At 70.3% G+C, this 17,259-nt stretch carries 11 protein-coding genes; 3 read left to right on the plus strand and 8 right to left on the minus strand.

Features of this window, described 5'->3' with window-relative positions:
* Positions 1–62 precede the first annotated feature (62 nt).
* Positions 63–4,490, minus strand: a complete 4,428-nt coding sequence (gene pglW, locus R2D22_RS07470; protein ID WP_318102084.1) for a BREX system serine/threonine kinase PglW — start codon at positions 4,488–4,490, stop codon at positions 63–65.
* A 442-nt stretch (positions 4,491–4,932) separates the two neighbouring features.
* Here pglW and R2D22_RS07475 point away from each other — a divergent pair, with 442 nt between their 5' ends.
* Together R2D22_RS07475 and R2D22_RS07480 are read left to right on the plus strand one after the other, a co-directional pair.
* Complete coding sequence (locus R2D22_RS07475) at positions 4,933–5,136, plus strand: hypothetical protein (RefSeq protein WP_318102085.1); 204 nt, start codon at positions 4,933–4,935, stop codon at positions 5,134–5,136.
* Positions 5,137–5,353: 217 nt separating this feature from the next.
* Positions 5,354–7,186 carry a DUF2075 domain-containing protein gene (locus R2D22_RS07480; protein WP_318102086.1) on the plus strand — a complete coding sequence of 611 codons (1,833 nt, stop codon included), beginning with the start codon at positions 5,354–5,356 and terminating at the stop codon, positions 7,184–7,186.
* Between the two features lie 24 nt (positions 7,187–7,210).
* On the opposite strand, the gene R2D22_RS07485 is transcribed toward R2D22_RS07480, so the two are convergent.
* Complete coding sequence (locus R2D22_RS07485) at positions 7,211–9,055, minus strand: hypothetical protein (RefSeq protein ID WP_318102088.1); 1,845 nt, start codon at positions 9,053–9,055, stop codon at positions 7,211–7,213.
* A gap of 79 nt (positions 9,056–9,134) precedes the next feature.
* Positions 9,135–10,094: a fibronectin type III domain-containing protein gene (locus R2D22_RS07490; RefSeq protein ID WP_411976991.1), complete on the minus strand. Its 960-nt coding sequence runs from the start codon at positions 10,092–10,094 to the stop codon at positions 9,135–9,137.
* A 132-nt stretch (positions 10,095–10,226) separates the two neighbouring features.
* On the opposite strand from R2D22_RS07490, the gene R2D22_RS07495 reads away from it, so the two are divergent.
* Positions 10,227–10,835: a hypothetical protein gene (locus R2D22_RS07495; RefSeq protein WP_318102090.1), complete on the plus strand. Its 609-nt coding sequence runs from the start codon at positions 10,227–10,229 to the stop codon at positions 10,833–10,835.
* Here R2D22_RS07495 and R2D22_RS07500 read toward each other — a convergent pair.
* From R2D22_RS07500 to pucL, 5 genes are all read right to left on the minus strand, one after another.
* Positions 10,832–11,578, minus strand: coding sequence for an aspartate/glutamate racemase family protein (locus R2D22_RS07500; protein WP_318102091.1), 747 nt, complete (start codon positions 11,576–11,578; stop codon positions 10,832–10,834). The genes R2D22_RS07495 and R2D22_RS07500 overlap by 4 nt on opposite strands.
* 2 nt (positions 11,579–11,580) lie before the next feature.
* Positions 11,581–12,930 carry a nucleobase:cation symporter-2 family protein gene (locus R2D22_RS07505; RefSeq protein WP_318109636.1) on the minus strand — a complete coding sequence of 450 codons (1,350 nt, stop codon included), beginning with the start codon at positions 12,928–12,930 and terminating at the stop codon, positions 11,581–11,583.
* Between the two features lie 487 nt (positions 12,931–13,417).
* Positions 13,418–14,809 (minus strand): 8-oxoguanine deaminase, encoded by a 1,392-nt coding sequence (locus tag R2D22_RS07510; RefSeq protein WP_318102092.1) that lies wholly within the window; start codon positions 14,807–14,809, stop codon positions 13,418–13,420.
* A gap of 45 nt (positions 14,810–14,854) precedes the next feature.
* The gene (locus R2D22_RS07515) at positions 14,855–16,264 is read right to left on the minus strand and encodes a nucleobase:cation symporter-2 family protein (RefSeq protein ID WP_318102093.1); all 1,410 of its coding nucleotides are present in this window, start codon (positions 16,262–16,264) and stop codon (positions 14,855–14,857) included.
* Positions 16,265–16,334: 70 nt separating this feature from the next.
* Positions 16,335–17,258, minus strand: a complete 924-nt coding sequence (gene pucL, locus R2D22_RS07520; RefSeq protein ID WP_318102094.1) for a factor-independent urate hydroxylase — start codon at positions 17,256–17,258, stop codon at positions 16,335–16,337.
* Between the last annotated feature and the right edge of the window lies 1 nt (position 17,259).

The raw sequence follows: 17,259 nt of genomic DNA on the forward strand, positions 1-17,259 counted from the left end.
CCGACCGCGTGAAGAGCGGTTTCTCCCTTTCCTGAATCAATGTCAGAGACGTATTGCGTGTGTCACGCGTCCGTACGTTCTGCACGGAGCGCCTTCAGGAACAAGGTGTCCAGCACCGCCCACTCCGTGGCCCGGTCGACGACCTCCACCGTGCGACCGTCCAGCGATGGAGTCTGCTTCGGGTCCTCCATCGGGCACAGCCACCAGAGCCCGTGAGGAAGCTGGGCAGGGCGCCGGGCCGCCTGTTGCAGGGCGACCAACAGGTCGTGGCCGCCGCCGTCGAAATACCGGGCCAACAGGCCCGCATTGTGGAAGAAAAGCACCGCCTTCGGGCCTGCCTCTTCCGCGCGGGCGATGAAGCGCTCCAGCAGTCTGCCCGTGACGCGTTGGACGTAGGAGCGCAGGCCCGGCTTCAGTTCGCCTCCGGTCGTGAAGGCGGCGTCGGCTCGCAGCACCTTGGACCAGTCCGTACCCAACTCCTCGGCAAGCACACGGAAGGCGGCGAGGAACTCGGCGTTGAAGTCCACCGGTGTCACGCCGAACTCGGCGGCGACCGCCGCGGCTGTGCCCGGCAGGTCCGCGCCCTTGAGGGTGAGTGCGAGGAAGCCGCCGCGCTCTGCAGCCGCAGTCAACTTGGTGCGCACCAGGGCCTGCGGGTCGCGGCCGACAGCCACTGCCGCCCGGGCTTCGGCAACGAGCACGCTGGTGCGCGTGTACGTGGAGCTCGTCCAGCGCGCGCCTTCGGCGACGGGCGGGAAGAAGCGCTTGCGTACGGTGTCGTACTCCAGCGGGAACCCCGCCTCGGTGAGCGCGTCCTCGATCTCGATATGCGTGAGAGCGGCAGAAACCGGCAGCGACGGGAATCGAGCCTTGATACGAGCGACGAGCTCTCCGATCGAGACACCGGTCTCACGGCGGACACCTGCGGCTGCCTGGGAGATGCGGATGGCACGGGCCAGACCGAGGGACTTCGGGTAGATCTCGAGCCGCGGCGAAGCAGACGCGTTCTGCGAGATCACCGCCGCCAGACCCACCAGGCGGGTATCCGCCAACGGAGCCATGCCGTCGGGGGCGGCCACTTCGCGGAGCGTGCGCACGACCGTGGCCCGGCCGGGCAGCGGGTCTTCTGCAGCCAGCCGGTCGGCGGCCGCACCGAGCGCCGTGGCATAGCCCGCCAGTTCCTGGGGCGTGGGGTCGTCGGTGCCCGGCAGCGAGTCGAGGGCCAGCAACACGTGCGGACCGCGTCGAAGCACCTCGAGACGGGGTTCGCGATCGGCCCCGCGCTGCAGCGCCTCGGCGTCGGCAGCGGCGCGCACGACGGCGAGCGCCTTCGCCAGTGTCCGCTCCACGGAGTCGTCAGCGGCTCCATGTCGTACACGCAGTTCGGTCGCTGCTTCGTGAACGGTCATCACTCGGCCGGCCTGGCCGAGGATCTGCACCAGCTCGTCCCGGATGTGCGAGATCCAATCCGTCGCGGCCCATTCCTCGATCGCCGCCACATGGTGACGCGAGACGGTCGGCTGACTGCTGTTCAGGTGCTTCGCGATGAGTGTCTGGGGTGGCCAAGGACCCAGGTCAGAAAGTGCTCCGCCCTCCTCCTTGGCATCGGGCAGCCCCAGGGTCAGCCGGACGACCTCCGGCTTGAGGTTGCCCTTGCGCGCAGGACCTGGTGCGAGCCGGGTGGCCAGGGAGTCGATCGACTCCGCAGCGGTCAGCCGCGCCTCGTTCAAGGGCGAACCAGCGGCAGAACCCGAAGAACTGCCGACCTTTGCCGCCGGCCGGGGCTCCTCGCCCCCGGCCGGTCGCTTGAGCATCGCGGTCCACTGCTTGTGGCGACGGTTCAGTTCTCGGCGCACCAGCGTGCCCGCCCCACGAGCCCTGGCGATGGTGTGAGGGGGTACGTCGAGCAGTTCGCCCACCGTGACCGCACCCAGCCCGTTCGCGACGGACACCGCTCGCGGCGAAAGCCCTGCAGCATCCAGTGCGGTGCTGAGCTCAGCCGCCGCAGCGGCCGTCTCCCTGGCCTCCTCCGTCGTCGAGGGAACGGCGCCGACCGTGGCCTGGGTCGTGGCCGGCTTGGCGGAGTCGGCCGTACGGAAGATCTGCCGCCAGGCGTCCTCCATCTGCTTGAACGTGTCGAAGCGACGGTCGACATCGCGGTGGAGGGCGCGCTGGAAGAACGTGGTGAGCCCGTCGCGCAGCCCAGGTTCGAACAGCTCTGCGGCGACGAACAGGTCCGCGTCGTCGCTCATTCGCGGATCGCTCTGGCCGTCTCCCCAGACCGGCCGTTCACCGGACGCCATCTCGTGCAGCGTGACGGCGGCCGCGTACCGCTCGGCGTGATCGTCGTAGAGCGAGCGGCGGGTGCTGCCGAGGAACGGATCGAGGTAGCCGCGGGTTCCTGCGGTGATGTCCCGTTCCGAGGCATCGGCCAGAGAGAAGTCGAACAGCAGCAGCTCCCATGATCCGTCGTCGCGCTTGTGCAGACCCAGGTTGTCCGGCTTGATGTCGCGGTGCCGAACCCCCTTGGCCGCAAGCTGGTCGAGCGCGATGAACAGGTCGTTCCCGTAGCGCTCCAACTGGTCGTAGGTCAGCCGTCCTTCGCCGCGCAGTCGGGCTCCGAGCGTCGCTTCGCCCGCGCATTCGAGCTCGAGGACGGTGTGACCAGCGATCTCCCGCGGCTCGTCGAGCAGCCGAATGATCCGGCCGCCGCCCACCGACTTGAGCGCATTGGCCTCCGCGTACAGCCGGGAATCCTTCTCCTGGTCGAGCGCGACTTTGAAGACCCGCTCCTCGACGACCTGCTTGCCGTCCGGGTCCGTCGACTCCTCGAGGACGCGCTCGACGAGGAGGGCCCGTGCCGTCGCCCCGGTACCCAGAACACGCTTGACCGTCCATTCGGCATCGACCGGCTGTCCGGGAAGCGCCGTCAGCGGATCACCCTGAACCGCAGCAGGCTGATCAGGGGCAGCGGTGAGCTGCTCGGCCTCGTCCAGAAGGTCCAGGAACCGGTCGGCGGAAGGCAGACGGTCGACCACCTCCGCGCGGGTGGCCCGATAGATCAGGTCGTCCAGGCTGTCGGACAGCCCGTCGGCCACGGCGTACGGGTGCAGGCCTCCTTCGGCAGAGAGCCGCTCGATCAAGGCGCTGCGCTGGGGTGCCGGCGGTTCTCCCGTGAGCAGGAGGTACGAGATGGCTCCGAGCCCGAACAGGTCCAGGTCCACCGGGTCGGCAAACTCCTGGTCCGTCTCCGGCGCGAGGTAGACCTGAGCAGAGTCCTCGATCAGCCCGCCGTCGAGCGGCGTGTCGCCGATCGAGCGCATCGAGGTGGTGTCGAAGTCACGTGCGGCGGTCTGCCAGTCGGTGATGCGTATGACGGGTTCGGCACCGTTCTCCTTCGCGGAGACGTACACCGACCGAGCAGACAGTGCCCGGTGGTAAAGCGAACGGTTATGGGCATAGCGGAGCGCCTCGGCCAGCTGACGCACCAGGTCGAGCCGTGTCTCCGGCGTGAGTTTCCCGCCGTACGCCGCCAGGTAGGCGTCGAGTCGCAGATCGGAGTGCCGGTGACGGAAGAGGATCGCGGGTCCGCCCTGGTGCTGCCGGATCTGGACAGCCTGCGCGATACCGCGATGGGTGATGCCCTGCAGTACTTGGTACTCGCGCCGCGCAGCACGGTCCGCGGCTCGTCTCGCGGCCTCGCCGGCCATCTGCTCGACGAGGTATATCCGGACTCGGCCCTCCTCCTGCACGAGTCCGTCGTCACGGACGGCGAGACGGTCCTCCCAGCCGGGCCCTGCATCCAGCGCGCCAGGCTCGAGCTTCCAGTCGTCTCCGTAGCGCAGGTGGGCCGTGGAGTGACTGATGCCTATCTTCTGCATCAACTGCTCGAGCAGTTGGCCGGTTTGCGGGGTGATGCGCCAGCTCTCCCGCTCCGGCGGACGTCCCAGCAGGTCGTCCCAGACCTTGGCGAGTCCGCTCGCGCCGTCGTTGCGTCCGTAGACGTTGATGCGCTGGAACTCGTCGAGGTTGCTGACCAGGCTGGAATCGTGCAGGAAGACCGCGGGCTTGACGAACGGAACGCGCCGCGGGTCGACTCCCATCGACCGGGCTGCTCGCTCCAACTGACCCTTGAGCTCCTTGCACTTGAGATCGGTGAGGTGGAGCGGGTTCTTCAGCGTGCGTACGCGGTCGGCATGGAACTGCCAGGTGTCTCCGTGGTTGACGACGCGTCCGGGGTGTCCCTTGAGTTCCAGCAGGTAGAGGCCGCCTGGGACAGCGATGAACAGATCACACTCATTGGTCCGACCGGACGCAGCGGTGAAAGAGAAGGTGGCCCAGGCTCGATAGGGCTCCGCAGTCGGCATGAGGCGCCGGATGTGGTCAAGCCCTTCTTGCTCCCAGGCGAAGGCAGAACGGCGGGGCTGGAACCAACGCTCCTTGCGCGGCGGCCCCGGCCTGGGAACCGGGGGCTTGCCAGCTGCCGTCACCGCTCGACCTCCGGGTGCTTCCGTGCGCCCTTCGGGCGCAAGTCTCGAGATCAACGACCCTACCCTGGCGAACGCGGCGCCGGAGTTGCTCCTGACCTTGGCGAAATCAATGGCCACGAGTGTTACGGATCGTGCTACGGTCGACGCGCTGTTTTACGGAACCCACCGGGCTGTCGAAGTCGGACCATGCCCTCCACACCGTAAGGAGAGCGCGCATGCCTGCGCCTCGAGGCTTAGCCTCTTTGTGCCATCTCAGGGCTTTCGCCCACATCACCCTCGCACCCCTCATCTCCCGGGCACCGCGATGCCGCAGGGAATGCACCCGCCCCGCCTCCTGAACTTCGCCTGAGGCAAGTCCTATCGGCCGTCTTCTCCGTGCCCGAATTCAGGCGAATCGTTTCTTCCGTGCGTGAATTCGGCACCCGAATTCAAGGGTGTGCAAGTGTTCTCCTCTCCCACCGGCGCTGTCGTCGCCGTGTCCATCGCGGTCGCCTTCACCGCATGCTTCGCCGTCGCCTGCATCACGGCTCGCAGTATCGCCAAGGCCGCTCTGACGGACACCAGTTCCGCGGACCGGCCGCAGATCCTCAAGCAGCTGGTCGCCGTAGTGCGGGCGCTGTTCTCGTTCTTCCTGCGCCGCAGGTAGCGACCCGAAGGGATGGGGCGGCGGGATGCCGCCCCATCCTCCGTTTCGAAGGATCCGACCATGCGCCCCGAGATAATGTTCAGATCATCGCCTTCGCGGCCCGCCGGGCTTCCGCCGCTGGACACGCCCCCACCCGCGCGTCTCATATCGTGCTGCCCGGGAGCCTGCATTGCTTCGTGATTCCGTCTCCACAGCCGCCGCCCAGGGTTTGAGCGGGATGCTGTTCCTCCGGCTGACGGAACAGTTCGTGCACGATCACGGTCATCAACCCAGTGCCTCGGAAGCACGGTCATGGGAGCGCAGTCTGCCCGCGCTGCTGAGTGTGCTGCTCGAGGCGGGGCTCGACGACGTCACCGTGTTGTTCGAGTACGGCCTGCCTCTCACGAGCAAGCGGGCCGATGCCGTCCTGGCCGGCGTGCACCCCGTGACCGGGGAACCGTCGTACGTCGTAGTCGAGTTGAAGCAGTGGAGCCAGGCCGCCCCCGAGGACGACGATCCGCTGCTTTGCCGAGTCGACGCGTACGCGCGGCCCGTCCTCAACCCCATCGAGCAGGTTCGCGGATACTGCGACTACCTCGTCTCGTTCAACGGTGCGCTGAGCAACCATCCCGGGCGGATCGCCGGAGCCGCGTATCTCCACAACGCGACCGAGTTCGGCATCAAGGGACTCACGGAAGTCGGCGAGAGCGAGCGCGGATGGCTGTTCAGCGAGGAGCGCCGTGGCGAGTTCGTCCGCTTCCTGAAGTCGCGGCTGGCACCGGCCAACGGAGCGGACGCGGCTGACCAGTTGTTGGCCGGAAAGGTCGGACCGTCCAAGCAGCTCATGGCCGTGGCCGCCCAAGAGGTGCGCGAGCGGGAGCAGTTCGTCCTGCTGGATGAGCAGCGCGTCGCGTACGAGACCGTCATGCGTGCCGTGCGCCGCGCCGCCCAGGCCGACCGCAAGGAAGTGGTCGTCGTCACCGGCGGCCCGGGAACGGGAAAGAGCGTCATCGCGCTGTCCCTGCTCGGCGAGCTCTACCGGCAGGGTCGAACCGCACTGCATGCGACGGGCTCGCAGTCCTTCACCAAGACGATGCGCAAGGTCGCCGGAGCCCGCAAGCGGGAGGTGCAGGAGCTCTTCAAGTACTTCAACAGCTTCATGACAGCCGAACGCAACGCGCTCGACGTCATCATCTGCGACGAGGCACACCGCATGCGACTGACTTCGGCGAACCGGTACACCCCTGCGGCGCAGCGAACCGACCGGCCGCAGGTGGAGGAGTTGATCGACGCCGCTCGCGTGCCGGTGTTCCTGCTGGACGAGCACCAGATCGTGCGGCCCGGCGAGATGGGAACCGTCGCACAGATCCGCGAGGCCGCCGCGGCCAAGGATCTGAGCTGCACGGTCATTCCCCTGGACAGCCAGTTCCGGTGCGGAGGGAGCGACGCGTATCTGGGCTGGGTGCTGCGCCTGCTGCGGCTCCAGCCCGGAGGCCCCGTGGCCTGGGAACCCGACGACAAGATGCAGCTGATGGTGGCCGACAGCCCGGGAGAGATGGAGGCGTTCCTCGAGAGCAAGCGGGCGCAGGGGTACGGCGCACGCATGTCGGCCGGCTACTGCTGGAAGTGGACGAAGGAGACGGCGCCGGGGCAGAGCCTTCCCGCCGACGTCGTGATCGGCGACTGGGAGCGCCCCTGGAACGTGTTCGGGGATCGCGCCGTGGCCGGCGCTCCGCCGTCGGCGCTCTGGGCCACCGACCCGGCCGGCTTCGGGCAGATCGGCTGCGTCTACACCGCCCAGGGCTTCGAGTACGACTGGAGCGGCGTCATCATCGGCCCGGACATGGTGTGGCGGGAGGGCGGCTGGGAGATCGACCGCACGCTGTCGAAGGACCCCGTCTTCAAGCGATCGACCCCGGAAGACGAAGTGAACCTGCTGATCCGACACACGTACAAGGTGCTGCTGACGCGGGGCATGATCGGCACGGTCGTCTATTCCACCGACGAGCAGACCAGGGCGAAGTTGCGCGAGTTGGTCGAGGGTCGGCAGCTCGCGGAGGTACTGGCCTGACGGCGGTGTCCTAGCACCTGGCGCCTAGCGTCGGCGCCGGCGCTTGGCTCCTGGTAGGGGAGGCGGCTCGATGCCGAGGTGGGGCAGGATCCGGTGCGCCAGGAACGGGTCGGCGGCTGCCATCTCCCGGGTGAGGGAGGCGGCGCCGCCGGGCCAGTCCGCGGCGGCTGCGGCTTCGGCGAGGTCCGCCGGTTTCCGGTCCCTGTCGCTGGCCAGCCGGTCGAGGATCAGGAGGGCGCGGGCGGAGCGGGGCACCCGCTCGTCGGCGTCCGGTTCGCCGCGGGCGGCCAGGGCCCGGGAGGCGTACGCGCCGACGACCGGGTCCTCGGTGGCCGCGCGCAGGGCTTCGACGGGGGCGGCGGAGGTGTCCAGGGCTCGGAAGAGGCGGCGCGTGTCGGCGGAGCCGGGGGCGCCGGCTTCGACCGTGGTGAGGGCTCCGAGCAGTCGGGACCAGACCTCGGTGGTCTCCCCGTGCGCGTGCAGCCAGTCGGCCAGCACGCGCGCGGCCGCCGGGGTGGACCAGTTCCGCGCCGCGGCGACCAGGGTCGGAGCGTCCCAGGCGGCGGCCTCGTCGTCGTCCGGGGCCGCGACCCAGCCGGCCCGCAGCAGATAGCGGACCACCTCGATGCCCTGCGGGGTGAGCCCGAAGGCGTCGCCGGAACGGAAGACCATGTCGGTGCCGGCGAGGCGGTCGACCGACTCGGCCATCGCCTGTGCCGCGGCCGCGAGCTCGGCCCGGTCGTCATCGGTGAGGTCCCGCACCCCGATCAGCCGGGACAGCTCCCCGACGGGCGGGAGCACGTACGCGTGCCCGGTGCCCTCGGGGACCTCGACGGGCGCGTCCTCCAGGCCGGGGTCGACCTCCAGGGTCCCGTACTCGGCGGCCCGCCGGGCAACCGATTCGGGGAGGCAGCCCCGTTCGTACAGCAGGTAGAGCAGGTGGTCGGCGTCGCCGTCGAACAGTCCGGCGGTCTCTCCCCGCATCTCCTCGACGGCGGCGGCGAGCAGGTCGGCGCCGGCCTCCAGCTCGCTCGGCGGGAGCGGCGTGCGGAAGGGCGGCGGCGGGACGGGGAGCCCCGAGTCCCCGTAGTAGTCGAGATGCTGGTCAAGGAGCATGTTCGCGAGGCCGAGATGGGGGAAGGCGTCCGGCCCGGGCGCGAGGTGCGCGTGCGGCCCCGCCAGAGCCTCGGCCAGGCCGGCGGCGGTCCATCGGTCGGTCAGCCGCGCGGCCACCGCGCCCACTCCGTGCGACACGTCGTGGGCGTCCAGGACCGGCCCGGCAGGCGGGGGTGTTCCGGCCTCGCGGACGTACGCCGAGGTCAGCAGCGCGGCGAGCTCGGTGCCGGCGAACTCGCTCCGGATCGTCAGATCGGCGCGGTGCATCCCGTCGGGCGGCACCGCGCTCTCCCTCCCGGCGAGCCAGGCCCGGACGCCTTCGGGGTCGTCGGCGTCGACGCCGTCGGCCCGCAGCAGGGAGGCGTACCAGCGCTGCCAGGTGAGGTTGCCGGGCTCCGCCATCGCCCGCTCGAAATCGGGCGCCGACTCCTCGACCGCCGCCACGATCCGCGCCTGCCGCTTCCCGTTGAGCCGCCCGGCCTCCCGCACCCGCTGCGTCAGCGCGACGAGGACCGCGGGATAGAGGGCCAGTTCGCCGGGCGTCGCGTACACGAACCGCGGCAGGTCCTCGACGAGTACGTGCCGTACGAGCTCCACGGTCGGCTCCGGCAACCCGGATCTGCGATCGGCCCCGCGCAGCGCCAGCAGCCCGAGCACGGCGTCGGCGGCGCGGACGGACGAAGGGTCACGGAGCTCGGGCGTCCCGTCGAGGAACGCGTCGAGCCCGATGTTGCTGAGCACGGTGCCTGTCACTCTTCGCAGGGTAGATCCGGACACGGTCGGGCGCGGCTCCGGCGGGCGTGATCACCCGCAGTGGTGAACGCCGGCGGGCTCAGCGGGGCCCGCCCACCACCACCGTCCGCTGGGCGGAGAAGGTGCCCCAGGTGCCGTCGGGGAGTTTGGCGCGGAGTTTGACGGTGTAGCGGGTGCCGGGTGGGTCCTGGACCGTGAAGGTGTAGGTCGCGCGGCCAGGGGGTGGGGTGGTGCCCCAGACGATGGTGGTGGCCAGGTGGCCGTCGAGGTGGAGCTGGTGTTCGGTGACCTGGGCTCCGTCGGGTTTCGGCGGGGTCCAGGTCACCGTGATCTCGCGCTTCGTCGCCGTCACCGTGAGGTCGGTGGGGGCTGTCGCGGTCGGGATCGCGCCGCCGGGGGTGGTGAGGTCCACCGGAGGGCTGTCGGGGGACTCGTTCTCGGCCGCGTCGCGGGCGCGGACCGTGAAGGTGTAGATCGTGCCGGGGCGCAGGGTCGTGATGCGGGCCGTCCCGGCCGTGCCGGGGACCGTGTGGATGCGGGTGTCGGCCTGGTAGATGTCGTAGGCCGTGACGTTCGTGTCGTCGGTTGCCGCGTGCCAGGTCAGGGTGACGGTGCGGGGGCCGGTCACCGTGCCGCGTACGGACGTCGGGCGGGTGGGGGGCCGGGTGTCCCTGGTCGTGGCGGCGAGGGTGGTGACCGGGATCTTCGTGCTGTGCGGGGAGCGGTTGCCGGCGGCGTCGCGGGCCAGGACGGTGAAGGCGTACGGGGTTTCGGGAGCGAGGCCCTCGATGTCGGTCATCAGGGTCGTGGCGGGGACCTCCTTGACCTTGCGGCCCTCGCGGTGGATCTCGTACACGGCGACGCCCCGGTCGTCCGCCGAGGCGCTCCACATCACGTGGACCGTCGTCGCGCTGCCGGCCTCCGCCGTCACGCCGCGCGGCGCCGTGGGAGCGCGGGTGTCGGGGGCGGGGGCCTTCGCGCAGGCCGCGACGGAGAACGCGGCGATGGTCAACACTGCTGCGGCGAGCGGGCGTTGCACCTGAGGGCCTCCGTCCGTCGATTTGGTCCAGACCTATATCGCACACCCCTGGGACACCCGGCAAGGGGGCGTTGTCAGTGGGGTGCGCTTCACTGGATTCGTCACTCTCCGTGATCGAGGGTTGGGGGATTCATGACGGACCGTACGACGTACACGACCGTGACCGGGCTGCGGCGACGTGGCTGGACGGACGCGATGGTGCGGAGCCTGCTGGGCGCGCCCGACGTGCAGGGGCGCAGCCCGCGGCTCTGGTCGCTCGCGCCGGTGCTGCTGTATCTGGTGGCGCGGGTGGAGGCGGTCGAGCGGACGGAGGAGTTCGCGCTGTGCTCCCGGGCGCCCGGCGGCAGCCGGTCGGCCGCCGGGATCGCCGGGGCGCGCGCCCGGCGGCGGGCCGTGCTCGCGGCGATCGGCGCGGAGCCCATCGCCGTGCCCCGGCTGGCGGGCCCGGATCTGGAGCGGCGGGCGGTGCGGCACCGGCGGCTGCTGGGGGCGCGCGGGCCCGGCGAGGTCACGGCGGCGATGCTCGTGCGGTGGCAGGTGAACTACCTGCGGCACGCCCTGGTGCGCTACGAGGTGCTGCTCGACGGGCTCTTCGGCGACGTGGGCCGCCCCGAGGCGGAACGGCTCCTCGACCGCCGGCTGTACGAGGCCATCGCGGTGGCGTATCCGGTGCTGGCCGAGGAGTGCCGGAGGCGGATCGCCGCCGGGGAGGAGAGGGGTGGGGTGGGGATGACGGGCTAACCGGTGGAGCCGGCGCCGTCGTCCGGCAGTTGGCGCAGCACGCTGCGGCAGGCCGCCGGGATCGGGGCGATGACCGGGGCGTGGAAGCGGGTCCGCAGAGCCGCGGCCGCGTCGCCCAGTGGGCCGCCGCCGATGACGACGCGGGTGGCGCCGTCGTCCTGGAGGCTGCGGCGGACCGCTTCGGCCAGGCGCTCGCGGAGCGACTCCGGGTCGGCGGACAGCTCGTGGGGGTCGCCCTCGGTGAGGCGGATGCCGGTGTAGCGGTCGGCGAGTCCCAGCTCGGCGACGCGGGCGGCGATCGCGTCCGCCAGGGCCGGGGTGGTCGTCGCCACGCCGAAGCGCGCGCCGCCGGCCGCGGCCTCGGCGAGGGACGCCTCCGCCAGGCCGACGACCGGGACGCCCACCCGCGCGCGGAGTTCGGCGGCGCCCGGGTCGCCGAAGGCGGCGACGATCAGGGCCGCGCAGTCGCCCGTCGCCACGGCCCGCAGGCCCGCGGCGACGACCTCCGGCGCGGCGGCCGCGAGCGCCGCCGGGTCGGTGAGCATCCGCGGGCCGCGGGCGACGGTCACGCCGCGTACCGGCACGCCCGCCGGGCCGAGCGCCCGGGAGGCGATGGCGGTCATCATCGCCGTCGTCGCCTTCGAGGTGTTCGGGTTGATCAGCACGACGGAACGCACGACCGGACGCACGACGCCGGTCCCCGCCACGGTGGCGGGGACCGGCTCGGAGAGAGGAGTCCTCATGCTCAGTGGACGTGCGCCGCCTTCGCGCCGGCGGTTCCGGAGATCTCCTCGCCCGGCTCCATGGGCGCGGTGACGGTGTCGGCGTCCCTGTTCCGGCCGATGTGGTTGAAGACCAGGTTCAGCAGGACGGCCGCCACGCAGCCGGTGGAGATGCCGGAGTCCAGGATGATCTTCGCGGTCTCCGGGAAGGCGTGGTAGAACTCCGGCTCCGTGATCGGGATGATGCCGACCGCCAGCGAGACGGCCACGATCAGGACGTTGTTGTCCTTCTCCAGGCCGGCCTTGACCAGGGTCTGGATGCCGCTGGCCGCGACCGAGCCGAACAGGACGACGCCCGCGCCGCCGAGCACCGGGCGCGGCACGACCGAGATGAGCGAGGCGGCGACCGGGGACAGGCCCATCAGGACCAGGAAGCCACCGCCGCAGGCGACGACGAACCGGCTGCGGATCTTCGTCATCGCGACCAGGCCGATGTTCTGCGCGAAGGCACTGCACATGAAGCCGTTGAACAGCGGGCTGATCGCGGAGCCGAGGGTGTCGGCACGCAGTCCGGCCGCGATGGTCTTCTCGTCGGCCGGGCGGTCGACGATCTCGCCGAGGGCGAGCATGTCGGCGGTCGACTCGGTCATCGACACGAGCATCACGACGCACATCGAGATGATCGCGGCGAGTGCGAACTGCGGGGCGCCGAAGTGGAACGGGGTCGGGAAGCCGACGATGTCCGCCTCGGTGACCGGGCTGAAGTCGGTGACGCCGAACGGAATGGCGATGAGCGTACCGATGACCAGGCCGACCAGGACGGCGATCTGCTTGAGGAAGCCGGTGGTGAAGCGGCGCAGGACCAGCACCACCACGAGGGTGATCGCGGCCAGCGTCAGGTACGTGGTCGAACCGTAGTCCTCGGCCCTGGGGTTGGGGCCCTGGGCCCAGCCGAAGGCGACGGGCAGCAGCGAGACGCCGATGAGCGTGATCACCGTGCCGGTCACGACCGGCGGGAAGAAGCGGACCAGCTTCGAGAAGTAGGGGGCGGCTATGAAGCCGAGCAGTCCGGCGACGATGATCGCGCCGAAGATGATCGGCAGGGCGTCGGCCTTGTCGTCCGTGGTGTCGACGATCGCCAGCATCGGTGCGACGCCGGCGAAGGTGACGCCGTTGACGAACGGCAGCCGGGCGCCGATCTTCCAGACGCCGAGCGTCTGCAGGAAGGTGGCGATGCCGGCGGTGAAGAGGCTGGCACCGGTGAGGAAGGTCAGTTCGGTGCCGGACAGTCCGACAGCCGCACCGACGATGAGCGGCGGGGCCACCACGCCCGCGTACATGGCGGCCACGTGCTGGAGGCCACTGGTGAACATCTTCACTGGGGGGAGCGTCTCGTCGACCGGATGTGTGGTCCGGGCGTCGGGGTCGGGGCGGTCTGCATCGTTGCGAACCTGGGGCTCAGCGGCCACGGCGGTTCCTCCGGTCGGTTACACGTCGGCGGTGAACGCGGGTGTCAGGGAGGTGGTGCGAAGTGGTGCAGTGGTGCGCCTCACGGGTGCGGCTCATGAGGTCGTGCGGTCCGCGCGACGAGGGGGGGGTGCACGCGGCGAATGCCCATGGGAGGAACTCACCGTCCGGGGGGTGCCGTACCTCTGGGGATACGTACACCCCCCGTCCGGCTGCCACGGGCCCCGCTCGGGACCGTGGCGACCGGTCGAGGGCCGTCCCCCTCGACCGGACTCTGCGTCCGCGACCTGCGAAGGGCCGCGGAAATCCGGGGTGGTGCGATGGTGCGGGTGGTGCGATGGTGCGGGGTGGTGTGGCCGGCCGCCCAGTACGGGCCGGCCACGGGCCGCCGGATCAGGCCTGGGCCGTGATCCGGGCGAGGCGCTGGGCCTCGGCGCGCGCGTCGCGGGCGATGGCCTCCTCGTCCGCGAACAGCAGGCGGTTGTTCTCGACGATCTGCTTGCCGTTGACGAACGAGGCCGTCACCGGGGCCGCGGCGCCGAACACGATCGCGGTGACCGGGTCGGCGATCGAGGAGTGCCCGATGCCGTCGATCTTCCAGAGCACGAAGTCGGCGAGCTTGCCGGGCTCCAGCGAACCGATGTTGTCGGCGCGGCCGAGCACCTGGGCGCCGCCGTAGGTGCCGAGGCGCAGCGCCTGGCGGGCGTTGAGCGCCGACTCGCGGTGCGCGCCGAGGCGGTTGATCAGCAGCGCGTTGCGGAGCTCGGTGTGCAGCTCGCCCGACTCGTTGGAGGCGGTGCCGTCGACGCCGAGGCCGACCGGGACACCGGCCTTGAGCATGTCCGGTACCCGGGCGATGCCGGCGGCCAGCCGGGCGTTGGACGACGGACAGTGCGCCACACCGGTCTTGGTCCGGGCGAAGGCGGCGATGTCGGAGTCGTTCATGTGGACGCAGTGCGCCATCCACACGTCCTCGCCGAGGAAACCAGTGGACTCGAAGTAGTCCGTCGGGCCCATGCCGAACAGCTCGTGGCAGAACTTCTCCTCCTCCACGGTCTCCGAGCCGTGGGTGTGCATGCGCACGCCGAGACGACGGCCGAGCGCGGCGCCCTCGCGGAGCAGCTCGGTGGAGATGGAGAACGGGGAGCAGGGGGCCACGGCCACCTGGGTCATCGAGTCGAAGGAGGCGTCGTGGTACCGCTTCACGGTCTCCTCGGTCGCGGCGAGCGCGCCCTCGGTGGTCTCGACGGCGAAGTCCGGCGGCAGGCCGCCGTCCTTCTCGCTGCGGTCCATGGAGCCGCGGGCGAGGGTGAAGCGGACGCCCATGTCCTTGGCGGCACCGATGATCGCGCCGGACAGGTCGCCGGAGCCCTGCGGGAACACGTAGTGGTGGTCCATCGCGGTGGTGACACCGCCCCGGGCCATCATCGCGAGCGAGCCCTGCGCGGCGACCCGGACCATCGACTCGTCGATCCGCGCCCAGGTCGGGTACAGGGCGACGAGCCAGTTGAACAGGTTGTGGTCGGTGGCGAGACCACGGGTGATCCACTGGTAGAAGTGGTGGTGCGTGTTGATCAGACCGGGCGTGATCAGATGCCCGGTCGCGTCGGTCCTGCGGACCACGTTCTCCAGGCCCTCGGGTGCCTTGCCGGCGCCGAGGGACTCGATCTTGTTGTCGGCGACGACCAGGTAGCCGGTGGCGTACTCGGTGTCGTTGGCGTCGACCGTCGCGATCGCCGCGTTCTCGATGACGATGCGCTGGGGGGCTGCCGAAGGTGCTGCCATGGTGCTTCCTTCATTCCTCTGTGGCGGTGTGGGCACGGCAGGACCCTAGGAGGATTTGAGTGCCGGAACCGTGTGACGGCTCCGGGTGCCGAGATGGTGGAAGAACAGGTTGAGCGTGACGGCGACGAGCGCTCCGGCGCTGATGCCGGAGCCGAGCACGGTCTGCGCCCAGGCCGGGAAGCCTGCGTAGAAGGTGGGCGCGGCGAGCGGGATGATGCCCGCTCCGAGCGCGACGGCCACCAGGATGATGTTGGAGCTGTCGTCGAGTCCGGCTTCCGAGAGTGTACGGATGCCGCTGACCGCGATCGAGCCGAAGAGGACGATGCCGGCGCCGCCGAGGACGGGCATGGGGACCAGCGAGACGACCGCGCCGAGGACCGGGAAGGCGCCGAGGACCAGGAGCGCTCCACCGGCCGTGGCGACGACGTACCGGGAGCGGACCCGGGTGAGCGAGACGACGCCGACGTTCTGCGCGAAGGCGGAGGTGGGGAAGCCGCCGAAGACCGGGCCGAGCAGGGTGGCGATGCCGTCGGTGCGCAGGCCGCGGGTGATGGTGCGGCCGTCGCTGCGCCGTTCGCAGATCTCGCCCAGGGCGAGCATGCCGGCGCTGGACTCGGTCATCAGCACCAGCATCACGATGCACAGGGAGAGGATCGCGGCGGGCTGGAACTCGGGGGCGCCGAAGGCGAACGGGGTGGGCAGCGCGGCAACCGGGGCCTCGCGCAGCGCCGTGAAGTCGGCCATCCCGAACGGGATCGCGGCGACGGTGCCGATGAACAGGCCGAGCAGCAGCGCGATCTGCTTGACGAAGCCCCCGCCGAAGCGCTGGAAGAGCAGGATGACGACGAGGGTGAAGCCGGCCAGCGCCAGGTACTTCATGGCGCCGAAGTCGGCGGCGGTCCTGTCGCCGCCCTGGGCCCAGCTCACCGGCACGGGCATCAGCGTGACACCGATGAGGGTGATCACCACGCCGGTGACGAGCGGCGGGAAGAACCGGAGCAGCCGGCCGAAGAACGGGCCGACGGCGAGGCAGAAGACTCCGGCGACCATCACCGCGCCGTAGATGGCGGGGAGTTGGTGTCCGGGGGCACTGGTCTCGGCGATGGCGAGCATCGGCGCGATGCCCGCGGAGGAGGCCGCGTTGACGAACGGCAGCCGGTTTCCGGCGAGGCCGCCGACGCCGATGGTCTGCAGGATCGTGGCGCAGCCGGCGATGAGCAGGCCGGCAGCGATGAGCCGGGTCATGCCGGCGGCGTCCAGGCCGACGGCCTGGCCGATGATGAGCGGAGGGGTGACGACGCCCGCGTACATGGCGGCGATGTGCTGGAGTGCCGCGGGGACGAGCCGCGAGGCGGGAAGCTTCTCATCCACCGGGTGGACGGACGGGTTCACGGAGTCCGGTGGGGTGGGACACGGGCCTTCGGCGGATGCCGGCCCCTGTGCAGGCTGTGCCATGGTGGTTCCTCCGCTGTGGTGGGCCCCCGCCCGACTGCGGACGGGCGGGGGCGACCACTCGGTGTCCGCGTTAGAGGTTGGTCATGTCGACCGGGATCTGCGCCGTCGCTCCGTCACGCAGCACGGTGGCCTCGATCAGGCCGTACATGCGGTCGGCGGCGTAGTAGACCTCGTTTTCGTTCTTGAGGCCGAACGGCTCCAGGTCCACCAGGAAGTGGTGCTTGTTCGGGAGCGAGAAGCGGACCTCGTCGATCTCCGAACGGTGGTTGATGATCCGGGAGGCCATCTGGTACAGCGTCTGCTGCAGGGAGAGGGAGTACGTCTCGGCGAAGGCCTGCAGCATGTGCTTCTTCGTCTCGGCGTAGGACTTCTCCCAGTTGGGCATCCGCTGCTCGTCGTCGGTCCAGTTGAACCGCCAGCGACCGGACACCTGCGTGGCCAGGATGCGGTCGTACGCCTCCTGGAGCGTCGTGTACTTGTCCTTGATGTAGCCCCAGAACTCCGAGTTGGTGGAGTTCATGACGATCAGGTCCTTGAGGCCGGAGATGACCTCCCAGTTCTGACCGTCGTACGTGATCTGGGTGACCCGGGTCTCCTGGCCCTGACGGACGAAGGAGTGGTTGACCTCGTCGGCGCCGATGAACTTGGAGTTGGCCGCGGAGGACGCGATGCGGTCCCAGGCGTACTCCTCGATCCGGATCCGGGCCCGCTTGATGGGCTCCTGGCTGTTCACGAAGTGACGCGCCAGGTGGATGCCGAACTGCTCGGCCGACTCGATCCCGTATTCCTTGGCGAAGGCGAACACGGTGTTCTTGGTCGTGTCGGTGGGCAGGCAGTTGGCGTTCGAGCCGTTGAGGTGGACGTCGTCGAGGTCGCCGGAGAGGGCGACGGAGACGTTGAGGTCCTTGATGTGGTGGGTGTCGCCGTCCCGCGTGATCTTGACGACGCGGTTCTCTGCTTTGCCGTACTGGTTCTGGCCGAGAATCGTGGGCATG

The sequence above is a fragment of the Streptomyces sp. HUAS YS2 genome (assembly GCF_033343995.1).
GTDB classification, from domain to species: Bacteria; Actinomycetota; Actinomycetes; order Streptomycetales; family Streptomycetaceae; genus Streptomyces; species Streptomyces solicathayae.

Coding starts and splice junctions, on each gene's coding strand:
- R2D22_RS07495 (WP_318102090.1), top strand. CDS start 10,227: ATGACGGACCGTACGACGTACACGACCGTGACCGGGCTGCGGCGACGT.
- R2D22_RS07505 (WP_318109636.1), bottom strand. CDS start 12,930: ATGTTCACCAGTGGCCTCCAGCACGTGGCCGCCATGTACGCGGGCGTG.
- R2D22_RS07510 (WP_318102092.1), bottom strand. CDS start 14,809: ATGGCAGCACCTTCGGCAGCCCCCCAGCGCATCGTCATCGAGAACGCG.
- R2D22_RS07500 (WP_318102091.1), bottom strand. CDS start 11,578: ATGAGGACTCCTCTCTCCGAGCCGGTCCCCGCCACCGTGGCGGGGACC.
- pucL (WP_318102094.1), bottom strand. CDS start 17,258: ATGCCCACGATTCTCGGCCAGAACCAGTACGGCAAAGCAGAGAACCGC.
- R2D22_RS07480 (WP_318102086.1), top strand. CDS start 5,354: ATGCTGTTCCTCCGGCTGACGGAACAGTTCGTGCACGATCACGGTCAT.
- R2D22_RS07515 (WP_318102093.1), bottom strand. CDS start 16,264: ATGGCACAGCCTGCACAGGGGCCGGCATCCGCCGAAGGCCCGTGTCCC.